General features: G+C 22.1%; 17 protein-coding genes and 1 tRNA gene. 13 read left to right on the forward strand and 5 right to left on the reverse strand.

Annotated elements, in window-relative coordinates:
* Positions 1 to 15 precede the first annotated feature (15 nt).
* Positions 16 to 1,263: a hypothetical protein gene (locus AACK81_RS07620; RefSeq protein ID WP_338961161.1), complete on the forward strand. Its 1,248-nt coding sequence runs from the start codon at positions 16 to 18 to the stop codon at positions 1,261 to 1,263.
* Positions 1,208 to 3,244 carry a hypothetical protein gene (locus AACK81_RS07625; RefSeq protein WP_338961163.1) on the forward strand — a complete coding sequence of 679 codons (2,037 nt, stop codon included), beginning with the start codon at positions 1,208 to 1,210 and terminating at the stop codon, positions 3,242 to 3,244. The genes AACK81_RS07620 and AACK81_RS07625 overlap by 56 nt, the downstream gene beginning before the upstream one ends.
* On the opposite strand, the gene AACK81_RS07630 is transcribed toward AACK81_RS07625, so the two are convergent.
* The 3 genes from AACK81_RS07630 to AACK81_RS07640 form a co-directional block, all read right to left on the reverse strand.
* Positions 3,241 to 3,396, reverse strand: a complete 156-nt coding sequence (locus AACK81_RS07630; RefSeq protein WP_338961165.1) for a hypothetical protein — start codon at positions 3,394 to 3,396, stop codon at positions 3,241 to 3,243. The two genes, AACK81_RS07625 and AACK81_RS07630, sit on opposite strands and share 4 nt — an antisense overlap.
* Positions 3,368 to 3,535 carry a hypothetical protein gene (locus tag AACK81_RS07635; protein ID WP_338961167.1) on the reverse strand — a complete coding sequence of 56 codons (168 nt, stop codon included), beginning with the start codon at positions 3,533 to 3,535 and terminating at the stop codon, positions 3,368 to 3,370. The genes AACK81_RS07630 and AACK81_RS07635 overlap by 29 nt, the downstream gene beginning before the upstream one ends.
* A gap of 151 nt (positions 3,536 to 3,686) precedes the next feature.
* A complete protein-coding gene (locus AACK81_RS07640; RefSeq protein ID WP_338961169.1) occupies positions 3,687 to 5,393 on the reverse strand; it encodes a hypothetical protein in 1,707 nt (568 codons plus the stop codon).
* 73 nt (positions 5,394 to 5,466) lie between these two features.
* On the opposite strand from AACK81_RS07640, the gene AACK81_RS07645 reads away from it, so the two are divergent.
* The 3 genes from AACK81_RS07645 (at position 5,467) to AACK81_RS07655 (ending at position 9,616) form a co-directional block, all read left to right on the forward strand.
* Positions 5,467 to 6,627 (forward strand): Mbov_0401 family ICE element transposase-like protein, encoded by a 1,161-nt coding sequence (locus AACK81_RS07645; RefSeq protein WP_338961171.1) that lies wholly within the window; start codon positions 5,467 to 5,469, stop codon positions 6,625 to 6,627.
* Positions 6,628 to 7,262: 635 nt separating this feature from the next.
* Positions 7,263 to 8,516, forward strand: coding sequence for an HAD family acid phosphatase (locus AACK81_RS07650; RefSeq protein WP_338961173.1), 1,254 nt, complete (start codon positions 7,263 to 7,265; stop codon positions 8,514 to 8,516).
* A 149-nt stretch (positions 8,517 to 8,665) separates the two neighbouring features.
* Positions 8,666 to 9,616, forward strand: a complete 951-nt coding sequence (locus AACK81_RS07655) for an IS30 family transposase (RefSeq protein ID WP_338960236.1) — start codon at positions 8,666 to 8,668, stop codon at positions 9,614 to 9,616.
* A 435-nt stretch (positions 9,617 to 10,051) separates the two neighbouring features.
* On the opposite strand, the gene AACK81_RS07660 is transcribed toward AACK81_RS07655, so the two are convergent.
* Together AACK81_RS07660 and AACK81_RS07665 are read right to left on the reverse strand one after the other, a co-directional pair.
* A complete protein-coding gene (locus AACK81_RS07660; RefSeq protein WP_338961175.1) occupies positions 10,052 to 10,588 on the reverse strand; it encodes a DUF402 domain-containing protein in 537 nt (178 codons plus the stop codon).
* A gap of 156 nt (positions 10,589 to 10,744) precedes the next feature.
* Positions 10,745 to 10,821: transfer RNA gene (locus AACK81_RS07665), tRNA-His, on the reverse strand.
* 577 nt (positions 10,822 to 11,398) lie between these two features.
* On the opposite strand from AACK81_RS07665, the gene AACK81_RS07670 reads away from it, so the two are divergent.
* The 8 genes from AACK81_RS07670 (at position 11,399) to AACK81_RS07705 (ending at position 15,242) form a co-directional block, all read left to right on the forward strand.
* Positions 11,399 to 12,034, forward strand: coding sequence for a rolling circle replication-associated protein (locus AACK81_RS07670; RefSeq protein ID WP_338961176.1), 636 nt, complete (start codon positions 11,399 to 11,401; stop codon positions 12,032 to 12,034).
* A complete protein-coding gene (locus AACK81_RS07675; RefSeq protein WP_338961178.1) occupies positions 12,010 to 12,345 on the forward strand; it encodes a hypothetical protein in 336 nt (111 codons plus the stop codon). Before AACK81_RS07670 ends, AACK81_RS07675 begins: the two co-directional genes overlap by 25 nt.
* Positions 12,346 to 12,572: 227 nt before the next feature.
* Complete coding sequence (locus tag AACK81_RS07680) at positions 12,573 to 12,848, forward strand: hypothetical protein (protein WP_174480871.1); 276 nt, start codon at positions 12,573 to 12,575, stop codon at positions 12,846 to 12,848.
* Positions 12,849 to 12,908: 60 nt separating this feature from the next.
* Positions 12,909 to 13,082, forward strand: a complete 174-nt coding sequence (locus AACK81_RS07685) for a hypothetical protein (RefSeq protein ID WP_338961180.1) — start codon at positions 12,909 to 12,911, stop codon at positions 13,080 to 13,082.
* Between the two features lie 247 nt (positions 13,083 to 13,329).
* Positions 13,330 to 14,193 carry a hypothetical protein gene (locus AACK81_RS07690; protein WP_338961181.1) on the forward strand — a complete coding sequence of 288 codons (864 nt, stop codon included), beginning with the start codon at positions 13,330 to 13,332 and terminating at the stop codon, positions 14,191 to 14,193.
* A 34-nt stretch (positions 14,194 to 14,227) separates the two neighbouring features.
* On the forward strand, positions 14,228 to 14,614 hold the full coding sequence (locus tag AACK81_RS07695) for a hypothetical protein (protein WP_338961182.1): 387 nt from the start codon (positions 14,228 to 14,230) through the stop codon (positions 14,612 to 14,614).
* 145 nt (positions 14,615 to 14,759) lie between these two features.
* Positions 14,760 to 15,005: a hypothetical protein gene (locus AACK81_RS07700; RefSeq protein ID WP_338961183.1), complete on the forward strand. Its 246-nt coding sequence runs from the start codon at positions 14,760 to 14,762 to the stop codon at positions 15,003 to 15,005.
* Positions 15,006 to 15,008: 3 nt separating this feature from the next.
* The gene (locus AACK81_RS07705; protein ID WP_286640898.1) at positions 15,009 to 15,242 is read left to right on the forward strand and encodes a hypothetical protein; all 234 of its coding nucleotides are present in this window, start codon (positions 15,009 to 15,011) and stop codon (positions 15,240 to 15,242) included.
* Position 15,243: the final 1 nt, after the last annotated feature.

Consider the following 15,243-nt stretch of genomic DNA (forward strand, 5'->3'; position numbering starts at 1 on the left):
AAGGTGGTGAATATTATGTTAGGTAGATTTTTTAGAAAAGATAAAAGCAATATTAATGATAATCAAAATGAAAAAGTAAAATTTTTAAATAATAAAAATAAAAGTACTCATGCTTCAATTTTAAATTATTTTGGTTTTAATGATTTTAATCATGAAACTTATTTCACTGATTTTGTAGCAGAAAATAATGCTAATTTATATAATGCTCCATTAGAAATAAATAATGAAACTATTAAACAATATTTAATGCAACAAGAATTTTATAGAAAAAATTGAAATTCTATTTTTAAGTTAAGTAAATTAGGAATTAGTGGTTATTTAATTTATATTGCTAATGATGATTTATATTTTCAAGTAGTAGATATCCAACAAAGAGTTTATGATATTACTGGTAAATTAATTCAATGTACTATTTTTTATGATAGTTATCAACAAAATGCACAAACTGTAAGATTATTTGAAATTTATACATTAAATAATGAACAAGTAACTATTAATCGTGCAATTTATAGTATTAGTGATAATAAAAAACAATTTCCATTAGATTTTAAATCATTCATTAATAATTCAAATTTAGAACAAGAACAAACACTAAATATTAACTATATACCAATAGCAATTATGCGAAATAAAGCAAATGAATTAGCAGATTGTGATAAAGTAATGGATAAAATTAAAGCATTAGATGTTATTTATGAACAAATTGTTTTAGATACTATTTTAAACTCACCTAAATTTATTTTTAATCAAACTTATGGGAATGTTCAATCAACATTAGAAGAAGCAGTAAGAACATTAGTTACTAAAAATTACATATTTAAAAGCGGTGGAGATAATAATGAACAAAACGAAAATATCAATATGACAAATAGTAATTTTAAAGGTAAAAATTTAACTGATATATACGATTGAAATGTTAATGAAATATTTAAACGTTGTGGTATTCATATACCAAGTCAAAAGAAATCTGCACAACAATCAGTTCCCGAAAGTACAGCTGTAAATATTTCAACTATTAATTATATTGAACAAAAATTATGACAATTTAATATTGATATTCTTAAATTTATTCAAATATTAGTACGTTTAGATAAAGATTTATTAAATAGTAAAACATTTAATATTAATGATGAACAAGAAATTAATAATTTAACAGTTAAATTAAAATTATTTAATCCCGAAAATAACCAATTAATAGGAGAAAACAATGGAAAACAACAACAAACCACAAACGAAGTTTCCACAGAAACAGAAGCAAACTAAACTTAATCAAGCAGAAGTAGAAAATGATTATTTAATTGATAATATTCCTTATGATTTTACTAATATGATGAGTACTACTAGTGACCCAGATATTAATAGAGCATACGATGAATTTAAAAAAAGAACTATATATATTTATGAAATTGAACGTTTATTTAAAAATAATGAAAATAATAGTTTAAGATTTTCAGCAAATACTATTAAAATAGGTTTTATTGATATTGATAAAGTATTAAAAGCTACTGCTGTTGAAACATCAGACTTTACTATGCAATTAAATCAAAGAGCAAGTACAAATATTAATGATAATACAATTGAATATAGTATGACTGATATTAAAAATTTAATTTTTCAAGAAATAAATTTATTAAATCAATTTAAGTTATATGCTGTATCTATTAATGAATTATTAACTGAAAGTAATATTGATAATTTATATATCATTAATAATTATTCTCAACCTTATCAAAATCCAAAAACAAGAAGTACTAAAAGTATAACTATTATTAAAATTAAAGATTTTAAAACAAGAGATGGTTATCCAATCATTATTAAATTGCAAAAACCATTAGATAAAGATACAAAAGTAATTGGTTTAAAAATTAAAGCCCCTAGAAGCATGATTTTCGGCAATATAAAGGTACTTGGTGAAGTTGATAATATGGAAGTATACCCAAAGTTATTTATCAAGGATAAGATAGCATTTCCGCTATTATCAATGCCTATTGAAACTCAACCAAAAGTTAGAATATTACAACAATGATTTAGTGAACAAATATTACCTTGAAATTTAGCAAAACAATTTATTGGACAAGAAAAATCAGTTTTAGATTTAATTAAAATTAGTAGTGGTAATATAACAAGAAGAGAAGTTATTAAAAATGCAAGAGTTACACATGCTTGATTAGGATATGAATTTAGTAATGTTTTAGGTGGCAAATGACCACTAAAAAGTCAAAAAGAATTAAAAGATAAAGAAGTTTGAGATTTTGTAGATGAAAGTCAATTTTATCAATATATTGCAACTAATAATAAATTTGATGATATTGAAATAGAAATTAAAGACGCACCAACTAATGATAGTTTACAACAATTATTATTAGATATGCTAAGTTATACATATAACTATAATAGAAACTTCGAAGGTGCTAAATATGAAGACAAAAATGGTAAACCAAAAAATGAAATAGCAAAATTACGAGCAAAATTTGAAGGACAAAAGCCCGAAGATGTTATTACTAATTTATTTAAACAATGAAAATTAGATTATCCAAATTATATTAATTTAAAACAAATAAAAATTTTTAAGCAAATATTTATCATGTTATCAGAATATATTTATTCAATATTATCAATAAATAAAGGTTTGAATGATGATAATAAAATTTTATTACCTTATTATTTCGAATTAAAATCAAGTCCAATACATCCTACACCTGATGATATTTGGCAATTTAAAGATGTAAAAGTGATATTAAAATCTGCATATTTTGATTTTACAGATATCAATAATATTAAGTTAAAAAATAATGATATTAGTCAAAATGAATTATTTAAATTAGATGATAATCAATTTAATTGATTATCTATTACAAATGAATTAGAAACAAATAACATACCTTCATTAATTCCTGCTGATTGAACATTAGGTAATGGTGAATATGGAAAATATTTTACAAGAGCAATTATTGAAAAAATTAAACTTGAAAATTTATTAAATTTATATGGCTCAAATAAATCCCAATTATTTTCTAAATTAGAATTTTATAAAGAAATTTCAAAAATTGATAATAATAATGAATTTGAATTACAAATTGAAAATCCAATTACTAACTTAAATCGAGTTGAGATTAGTGGTATTTTTGGTGCTGGTAATTATGATTTACTTTTAATAACTAATAAACAAGAAATAAACTTACAAAATATTAATTTATTTGATAAATATAATGAAAATGTTTCTTATATAAATTTAGAAATTTAATTATCAAAATATCCATCAGGATAAATACCATCTCATTTTATATCAGTACTATCAAGCGATTTAATTCCAAAATATAAACTTATCTTATATTTGTCTTTTGTTTTATATGACCATATTGTTGATTTAGCCCCCCCAGTAGACTGTATAGTCATGTCCTAAATATGATTTATAACCATTAGTTTGATTATGTGCTAGTGAACCAATTATTAAACCAGTTACTCCACTTACTGCACCAGTTAGTGCTAATGCTAATGTTATTTTACTTAAATTTGTTTTTATTCATGTTTTCATATTAAATTCTCCTTTTTTTCCTTGATTTTACTTATAAATTGTACTATTTTTGATTATTTTTACAAGTATGCTTTTAAATGCAAAATAAACGCCTAAATTAAAGACGTTTATTTTGTGATACCTATACTATTAATTGTATTGTGCTTATTTATTATATAGCAAATGTGAAGATACTTTTTTTCACAGTAGCATTATTTTTACCCCTAATTACATTTTTATATGGATATAATGCATAAAACAAAGCATCATATGGGTCTTGATACATATTTTTGTCAGGAATGTTAGTTTTTGTTTCATCATAACGTAATTCTTCTAAACATTGAGTAGTTTTTGGTAAATCATCTTTATTAGCATAAAAGTTTCCATAACTCATAATATTTCTCATTCAAACTACTCTATTAGTTAATCCTGCTTCTTGATTTAAATTTGAAGCATGTTTAATAGCAGTTTGTGTTATTAGAATAGTATTATGCTCATCTATTAATTTTTGACTTAATCAATCAATTGCTGTTCTTGCCTTGTCATCATAAAAATAAATTGCTTGGTCAAAGTTTTCAAAATTATCTATTAATCCTAAAATTTCATTAACATAAGCATTAATTTTTTCATTTTCATTAATAAAATCATTTGGAGTAACTACTAATTCACAAATAATATAAGCATCATAATAACCAGTATTATTATATTCTTTAAAACCAACTACCATAAATACAGTATGGTCTTTTGGTCCCGTAGCTCAATCGATTCCAACACTATAAAAATCAAATTTATACATATCTTTTTCTTGATTATAAAATTGTTTTAAATCATATGATTGTCAATATTTTACTGTTTTCTGAAATGGAAAAATTGTTGCATCACTATCTAAAAATTCAAAACCATAAAAAACAGTATTAAATTCATCAGGATTACTTTTTTTCATTTCTAATAATGTTCTTTTTTGAATATCTGGTAATTTATTTCAAAATGGTTGAATAGTAAATCTTAAAACAAATAAACCTAAACCACTAAACATATCTTGATTTTCATAATAAATTTTGCCAACTTTTTTAAGATTTTCCATCACTTTATCATTTAATGGTAAAAATGGCGTACAGTATTTTAAATAAAATGGATGGTATTTATCATAAGGATTACATGTAAAAGTAATGAAAAAACTTTTATAAAAATAACGAGTAATCTTTTGTCCAAAGGTAGAACTATATATATTTTTATCAATAAATGTTCAACTTCACTCTTTAATAGGTTCATTTGATACTTTAATACGATTACTTCTAAACATAGAGTTTTGTAATCTTTCATATCGATATGTTAATTGCTTTTCTGTTAAAGTTTCTTTTTCTTCTGCCATAATAATTTCATCTGTTCTTGAACCTAAAAAACTTGAACCACCTGCTTCTTTTCCAAAAATCTTATTACCATTAGCATAACCAATAAAGTCAATTTGTTGATTATTAGGAAAAATAATACAACCACCATCCTTAGTTATTTTTCATTTAATACCGTGTGGATTATTAGGTAATAAATTAATATTATATGTATCTAATAAAACTTGACAAACATTCATTAAAGCACCAATTGTCGTTTCACTATGAGTATTTTCATAGCGCCTTACTTCTTGAACACTACTATCACTAAAATTACAACATATAAATAAATCAAATGCTAAACAATTTCAAGTTTTTCTTGTGCCACGTGCAGTTGGTACAAAACGATAAAAACAATTGGTAGTGAAAAATTCTGCTCATTCATCACCAACAAATTGTTTAAAAATATCTCAACTAAAACCATAATTATTATCACTAAAATTAAGGTCATATTTTTTATTTAATTGTGTATAACTACTAATAAAAGCCATATTTACTCCTTATTTTTAAAAAAAATTAAACTTAAATTATTAACAAACAAAAATTTAGAAAGGAACATTAAAAATGTTAAAATTACCATTCCCTAATCATTTTGATTGAGACAAACATGATTTTAATCAAGATGAATTAAGTTTAAAACAAACAGAAGAACTATTTTCAAAAATAGATGATTATTTATGAAGTATATGTGATAAATCTGAATATAAATCATATAGATTTAGACAACGAAAATTAAAAACAAAAAAAGGTTTATTAACTTATAAACGACGTATTTGTACAAATTATAACACAAAAACACAAAAAATGGAGTACGTATCATTATTAGATAACTATCTTGGTGTTAAAAAATATAGTAAACTTGCACCTAACGTTATTAAACAAATTTTAAAATATTTTGCTGATAGTAAAAAGTATCGTGATGTTTGTGATACTTTTATTGAAGATTTAATAAGTAATAGTACAGTTTGTAGAACATATCAAAAATTTGAATTACCAAAAGCAAATATTCCCAAAATACCATTACAACCAAATCAAAATTTATATGTAAATATTGATGATGGTCATCGAAAATTTAAGTTTAATGAAAAACACAATACTAAAAATTGTAAAAAATGTTCGATGAGATTAATAGTAATGTGTACTGGTAAAAAGAAAAATGGAAAATTAATTAATAAAAGAGCTGTATGTAAAATAAGAGTTTCAAAAACAGAAATTGGTGCTGAAAAAACCGCAAAATTAATAGAAAAATATGGTAATTTATTTTTTGAAAACTTTGACCAAGCAAATTTAATAGTTTGTGGAGACAGTGCAAAATGAATTAAAAAAACTTCTACCATTTTAAATGCCAAATTTATTTTAGATAAATTTCATGCTTTTCATGTTTTATTTCTTGGTATCATGGCTGGAAGAAGAAAAAATCAAATTGCTAAATTACACTATCAAAATGCAATAACTTTATTTAAAAAAGGTCAATATTATGAATTAATTGATTTTTTACAATCATTAACCTTACAATATAAAAAATTAAAAGTTGGTTATTTCATTAATGCAAAAGATGGTGTACTAAACCAAGCACTAGTTGAAAATATTGGTTGCTTTACTGAAACTAATATTAAACAAATTTTAAAGCATATGATTGGTGATAGAACTTATAACATTGATATGTATACAAAAATGGTTAATTTTAAATGCTATCAAATAAATACTGCCATCCAGTTATTATAAATTAAGATTAAAGATTTTTAAAAAAACCAAAAATAAAATAAAACTTATTAAATTTTGCATTAATAAGAATTTTTGAGTTATAAAAGTAAGTATTATTGTTGACTAATATTTTTGAAGTGTTAAGATTAACTTACAATTGCATATTTAAGTCAAAATTATTCTCGTCTAACTTTATAATTTTCAGACAAATTTGAATATTATTGACAACATCGGTATGCTCCCAAATTTTAACATCCTTTTTACCTCTTTATAATTATTATTTCGCAATATTTCTAGTAAACTATTCGTACTTTATTTTTAACATCTTATGCAAAAAAAAATTAAAATCTATAAACAATAATTTTATTTATCAATCATTTTTAAAATTATTAAAAACTAAATGTAATTAATAATTAAGTATCTAATTTTACATTTATCTTAACATTTAGCCAATATAAATCAACAATAATACGTAATTTAAATAGTTAAAAATAATTATATCTTGTCTTTTAAATTTTAAAAATAAATATATTATCTTTATTGATTGTAAAATTTCAAAAAAAATGTTAAAAAAACTACAAACTAAATATAGTTTTTAACCTATTTACTTTGTTTCTCAAAGTAAATAGGTTTTTATTTTTAAAAGGAGAAAAAACATGAAAAAAATATTAAAAATAATAAGTGGTTTAATAATTATTACAAGTACAAGTTTAAGCGCTATTGGATGTTATAAAAATAACAATATTTATGATTTAAAAGTGTTACAATCAATAATTTGACAAGAATCAGCAGAAAGAAAAATATCATTATTAAATACTTTTCGTGCAGCAATAAAACAGTATGATGATGTTATAGAAGCAAATAAAAAACATTTATCATTAGATGTTATTTACGCAACCGCAAATAAACCTAATGCCAAAAATGATGAAGAAGATAAAAATTATACTGTGCATTATAATCAATCAAAAATTGAAGCTAATAAATATGTACCTATTGTTATTACTGATTTGGATGAAACATTCATAAATAATATTGGTTTTTCAATTTATAAATTTTTTAATCCAAAAATGAAAGATATGGATTATGAATTTAAAAAATGAGTTGATCATCAAGTCAATTTTGAAGAACAACTTTATAATGGAGTTTTAGAATTTGTTAAACATGTATGAAAAAGTGGTGGTATTGTTTTATTTGATTCAAATCGTTTTCAAGGCGAAAATATCAAGTATGGAGATGAAGCAATACCAACTAAAAAACTACTAGAAAATAATTATTATCCAAAGGCATTTCTTGATAGTTATGTTTGATGAATGCAAGGAGTAACTAAATATGATTCAAATAATTATAAAGATTTAATATCAAAAGAAAATCGTTTTAATTATATTAATAATAACAATTTTAAATTATCATCAAAAGATAAAAATAGTATGCAAATAAAAAATTGAGAAAATGATTTAGTACCAATAAAAAATGTACCATCACATATTATAATGAGATTGGGTGATAACATTAATGATTTTCATTCTAATTTAACTAATTCAAAATTAATTGATAAAATATCATTAAAAAATGAATTAATAAATAATAAAAATTTTAATAACTTAATTGGTAAAGTGGGAGATGAATTTTGATTTACAAAAAATGAAAATGGAGAAATAATAGAACATTATTGAAAAGAAAATGAAAAAAATAGTTTAATTGATAGTGATCTAAAAAACCTTGGTTTTGTAAAAGAAATTAAACTAGAAGAAGGAAAAATTAATTGAAAAGAAACTTATGTACTGGTTGGTGGTAATGATGTATATGGTAATTTTTTATGAGATTTAGAAAAAAAATATGGTTCTAATTTAGATAATTGATTAAATTTACTAAAACATTATTTCAAAAAATATGAAAATATATGAAAATAATTTACAAAAATTAATATTCAATCTCTAAATAAAATTAATATATATGCTGAGTTATACTTGTAAGTGCAAGTAAATAAAATTGCAAAAAATTCTCATATAAAAATTTCATAATGCTAAATTTAGTTTAGAAAAAAGTAAGGAGTTTTTATATGAGTTATAAACATCTTGGCATAGATGAAAGGATTTATATTGAGAATCAATTGAAATTTAAATTTAAAATTAGTGAAATAGCTAAAAATCTTAATCGAAGTATTAGTACTATTATTCGAGAAATTAATAGAAATAAAGATAATAATCATTATTTTTCATTAATTGCACAAAATAAAGCTGAAAATCGAAAACAATCACATATTAGTTTTCATAAGTTTAAAAATAAGAATTTAGTAAAATATGTACAACAAAAATTACTATTAGGTTGATCACCTGAACAAATTTATGGCAGAATTAAAAATTTTCATAAAGAGTGAGTTATTAGTTTTAAAACAATTTATACTTGAATTTATTTTGGAATGCTTGATAAAGTTACTAGTAAAAATTTAAGAAGAAAAGGTAAAAAACGAAAATCTAAAGAAAATCGTGGCAAGTTTAATGGTAAATCAATTAAAGAACGAGATATAAATGTTAATGATCGTATAACACTTGGTCATTGAGAAGGAGATACTATAGTATCATCACGAGGTAAAAGCAAATCATGTTTAATAACTTTAGTTGAAAGAGTATCACGATTTACTTTAGCAATATTAGTTAAAAACAGAACTACTAAAGTTATTAATAAAAATGTTAGTTATTATTTATCAATTCTTCCTAAAAACATTGTTAAAACTATTACTTTTGATCGTGGCAAAGAATTTTCAAATTGACAACAACTTGAAAAAAATTTAGATATAAAAATTTATTTTGCCAATCCATATTCACCTTGACAAAGAGGTACTAATGAAAATACTAATGGTTTAATTAGAGAAAAATTTCCTAAAAAATTTATTTTTTCAAAAACTAATAAAAATGAAGTTCATAAATTTATATTGTCTTTAAACCAAAGACCAAGAAAAATACTAAATTATCTTTCACCAATCGAATATTTGGATAGAAAAATAATTTAGTTGCACTTACCTTTACAATTTAGCATATATATATATATTAATTGTAAATTTTCAAAAAGATGTTAAAAATAACTATAAACTAAATATTGTTTTTAACCTATTTACTTTGAGAAACAAAGTAAATAGGTTTTTATTTTTAAAAGAAGTAAAAAAATGAATAAAGAAATTGAACAAGAAATAAAAAACTTAATGTTTAAAGAAATAAAAAAATTAAGAACATATGCTATTAATTATCATAATTACAAAAAAACATACAATTTAATGATATAGATATTCAAAATATAAATAATAGTATTGAAAATAAAAGTAAAAAAAGTAATATAAACAGTATTATGAGAGAACATAATTATGCAAAAAAATTATCTATTTTATAAAAAAATTTAATTTAATTATAAAAAGTTTTAATATAAAAAATAGTAAGAACATATGTTCTTACTATTTTTGTAAACTTTGGTTTTGGTAATTTTTTCAATAATTTAAAATTACATCATCATTAAATAAATTAATTTCATTTTTTTTAACTCCTTTTTTTAATTTATTTATATTTTGTCATAATATATTTTGTAAAGGTATTGGATACTTTCATATTCGACGATTAGTTTTAAATTCTTTCAAATCTAACAGTTTATAAGAACGATTAGGAAATACTTTAATATCTAAATCATAATCAATGTATTTAACTGTTTGCGAATCTAAAATAAAGGGACTGGCAATATTACAATAATAATGAACACCATCATTACGAATCATACAAATAATATTGTATCAATCATTTTTAAAAAATAACCAAATTGCTGGATCAACGGTTGTTCATTTACGACCATTAATTTCAGTAATTGTTACATTCTCATTTACTAAAACTAAATATTTTTCAGTATCTTCTAAAACAATTGAATTATTTCAACTACGATATAAATCGCCATTATGCTTATATGCATGAATTGAAAGTATTTGCCCTTCTTTAAGGTACATATACATTTAAACCTCAACTTTCTGCAAATCATAAAACATAATAATTATACCATTATTTATTTAGTAAATAAAAAGCGAAAAATAAATTTATAATAATATTTATTTAAAAAAGAAAAAACTCCAAAAAGGAATAGTAAAAAACATAATTTTATTAAATGGGGCGACTGACGGGATTCGAACCCGCGAATGTCAGTTCCACAAACTGATGCGCTAGACCGCTACGCCACAGTCGCCATATTAGTTTCTATAAGTAAAACCGTTAAATATTATACAATAAATTTATCATTTTTTAATATTTTTTTTCATAAAACTACAAAAATAATCATCTAATTTTCGTATATAACAGTAACAATAATAAAAAACAATGTTACTATTAACAATCAGAACACAATTTTAAATTAATAATTATGGTTAATTATTAATTTAAATACTCTTAAAATAAAGTTTTATGCCCTTAATAAAAAGCATAAAATGTAATAAATAATATCTTATTAAATCAATTTATTAATCAAATTTTATTAACAATACTAACTTACAAATAATTTAGATACTAATACTTATGATTAAAATTTAGCAATATACTGATTCCTTTCTCAATTAATTTTAATTAAGAACACCAAAAACAAAACAAATACCCTGATTTACAGATTGAAAAAACATTTAAAATTGGTATAATTTATATAATTTTAATTTATTAATTAAGTAACGTTTTTCTTTTATTATTTGTTTTTATAATTTTTTATGATAAGATTTGTTTGTTATTAAAATATAAAATTTACTACTTTAAAATAGTGTTCAGTGGAGTTTTATATGGATATTCAGCAAGATTTTTATATTAAAAAAGTTTTTTATGCTTGTTATGTAAAAAATATAGTATTACCTATTTCATTTTTGACTAATATTGGAAATAAAAAAGGTAAATGTTATGTTGGTAATAAGCAAAAATTAAGAAATAGTACTATTCGTACTAAAACTAATTTAATTCAAAAAGCATTACATAATTTTTATAATAGTAAGATGTTAAGTTTTGTTACTTTAACTTATAAAGATAATATGCAAGATGTTAAAAAAGCAAAAAAAGATATTGGTTTATTTTTTATTAAATTACAAAAGTGATGAAATGACCCTAAACGTTTTTCATATTTGGGAGAATTAAAATATTTTTATGTTTATGAGTATCAATCTCGTGGCGCTATTCATTTTCATATAATTTTCAATAGAAAGATACATAAAAGTATGTTAGCAGAGTGATGAAATCATGGTTTTAATGATTTAAGAGTAGTTAAAAAAGGTACTAATGAATTTGTTATTAAATATTTAGGAAAGTATGTTACAAAAGCAATAGATGATGTTAAGTCTTTAAATCAAACTGATGTAGGTGTAAAAGCCTATGCTTTTGTCGTAATTGTAAAAATCCTATTGTGGTTCGTGGTATTAAGAAATTAACAATTGGAGATATAATTAAAGCAAGTTTTAATGCTACAAATGTATTTTATTTTAAAACTCAAAGAGATAATAATGGTAATACTGTTATGATTGGTGGTATTATTGAAAGTACTGTTGTAAATGATTATTTTAAAGAGTATGAAGATTATGAACGATATGTATATTTAAGTGCTTTATCGTATAAAGACTATTTACGGACTAGTGAAATTGGTTATCTAATTCAAAGAGATAAAGATGTTTTGATTTGGGCAGAGAAAGTTTTTGGTAATAAAGTCGAAAAAATAGATTTTAAGAAAAGAGTTTTACATTAGAAAAAAACTTAATTTTTCTATAATTTTACTTGTATATATATATATATATATATATAATATTTATTGTCAAAATAATTTAAGGTCACCACTGAAGACTTTATTTTGTTTTGACATTTTTTGTTTTTTACTTGAAATATATATAAATATCTATATATTTATATATAAGATGGTTTACCCACATCTTAATCTGACTTTATTAGTCGTTTCAGTGGAGGTTAAGTTTTTTTATGTTTAAAGTTCAATTAGTTAATATTGAAAAAGGGCGTATTATTCCCGATAAAAATAATAAAGGTCAAACATTAAAGTTTGATGTTTTGAAATTTGTAGAAATAAATAAACAAACAAGCGTGCCAACTGGTCAAACACGTGATAAATGATATAATCCGGAATTTGCTAGCGATTTTAATAATTGTTTATCTGCTGTTGATTTAAAAGTTGGTAATTTTTATTCACTTGAACTTGATTTAAGCGGTAATATTAAAAAACTTTCTAATTGAAAATAGTTATTTATTAAAAGGGTAATTTTAAATAATTATTAATATGTTAGGAGTTAATTTTAAATTATGGCTAAAAATGATAATTGTTCATGTGAACAAGCATTTCATTTAGCAATTTATATATGTAAACTTTGTGACCAAGTTATTTGTCCTAAAAGAGTTTTACAAAACTTATATACTAAAAAATATTATTGTCCAAATTGTATATTAGATATTGCTTTAAATAAGGCAATGAGATAGCAAGAAAGTAAGTTAAATTATGAGACATAAATGTAGCGATTGGACTTATGAAAGAGTATATGGTTGTGAAATGTGTTATAGAGTTGCTAATGAAATGGAACGAATAAGAAAAGAGAATAAAAGAAATAAATAAAAATTAAATAAGGGGCTTATATATGGATTATATATTTTTCATTAAGCCCCAATGGATTAGATTATAATTCATAAATAAGCTCCTTATTAGTATATAAAATAAGGAGTTTTATTTATGCCTAATGTGTTAGAACAAACTAGTAATTATACTTTAACTAAAATTTTAAGAACTGGATTAAGTCCATTAAGTGCTATGGTTGGAGTTAGTGCTTATTATGGTCAATATTTAAAAGACCCAATTTTAGGTTCTATTAATTCTTTGTTATTTAGTAAAAAGTTAGGAATTGATATATGGAATATTAATCAAAGACCAACTACTAGAAATAAAGTTATTAATAGTTATAAAAAGATATTTTTAGGTTTAGGAACAATTGGTTTAATAAATTATGCTAAGTTTGTTCACTATGTAGATAAATCAGTTTCTTTATTAAGAGATGAACCTTGTTTTTGACCACCATGTCCTACTGAACCACCTAAACCAACGTATCCACCATTTACAACTGTTAAACCGATAATTGATGTTCCTTTTGTAGATTGAGATACTTATATATCTTTAAATAGTTTTGGTATTTCAAATCTTATTAGTGGATTAACTGAGTTAATTCCTAATAGATTTCAAAATATAAGAAAGATAGCAAATTTGGGTACTAGTGGATGTTTGATTAGTAGTGGTGTTGCTATGGGTATTAATAATAATTTTAATAATTATTTTGCTATTCCTACGATTATTGCCGGTGCAAGTGAGATTATTAATACTTTACTATTGCCATTGGGAAGTACACATAATAATAGTGAATTACAAGAAGTATTTACAGATGAAAGAGCAAGATTAATTAATGGTAGTGTTAATGATTATCAAAGTACAGATGACGGTATGGTTGATGTTGATTTAAATGATGATAGTATGTCAGAGATTAATTTAGATAGAGCAAGTTTAAATTGGGATTATTCTTATGCTTATACACTAGGTGGTGTTTAAAGTGAAAATATATATGTGATAAATTTTAAAATTTATGGCATTAACTGGATGTATTACATTTAGTATATTTTTAGGATTAATTCCTAGCATTATAGTTTTAGGAATTGTTGCAATTAAACCAGTATCTATCTTAATTGGTATTGTTATAGGTTATATTGGTATTCCATGAAATAATATTAAAAATAAAATAACAAATTGAGTTTTTAAGAGAAAAGAAAATAAATTTATTAAAAAGAATGATTTAAAAGTTGAAAGAAAAAGATATGAAAAACAAAAATTAGAAAGAAAATTTCAAAATTTAAATAATCAAGTAAAAGAATTAAAACAAACATTAGAATTTCAAAGTAAATTATTAGAAATTAATAATGAAAATTTAAGAAATAATGAACAAAATAAAACTATAAGAACATTTATTTTATAAGGAGTGAATTAATTTTATGAAAAAAGATAAATGAAAAAAATATGCCAAGACAAAAGTTGCATAAGAAAAAAGCAAAAAGAAATTTTGACCAAAGATTAAGTGAAAATATGAATTATGATGATTTTTTATTAGGGGGTAAAAAATAATGGAAAATAAAGAAATTAAAAAAAAGTGGTATGACACTTCTAAATTTCATGTTTTTTATTTTATTGTTGGTTTCTTTTCTATGGTTTGAACTGTTGCTGAAATACATAATATTATAAATGATAATTTTGACTTTTTTATTGGTTTAGATTTGGGAATTAATATTTTACTTTTTGTTTTAGTAATTGTTTATGAATTATTTAGTTTAATTGATTTTTTAAAAAAAAAGAAAAAAAGGAAGTGATAAATAATGGATTTTAAAGAAATTATAAAATATGCGTTATATATTGGTGGGTTTTGTTTAATTCTTTGGTTTTGTAGAAATTGAATACGTGAAGGTATACAAAGATTTAAACATAAAAAACATATAAAAGATAATGATAGTGAACCCGATTGTATATTTTGTCGTAAAGATTTTGAAAAGAAGAAACGTAAATTAGAAATGGAAAAACAACAAAAAGAATTAGAGAAAGGAGGTGATTAAT

This window comes from Spiroplasma endosymbiont of Lasioglossum villosulum (assembly GCF_964020195.1).
In the GTDB taxonomy this organism is placed as follows: Bacteria; Bacillota_I; Bacilli_A; order Mycoplasmatales; family VBWQ01; genus Spiroplasma_E; species Spiroplasma_E ixodetis_A.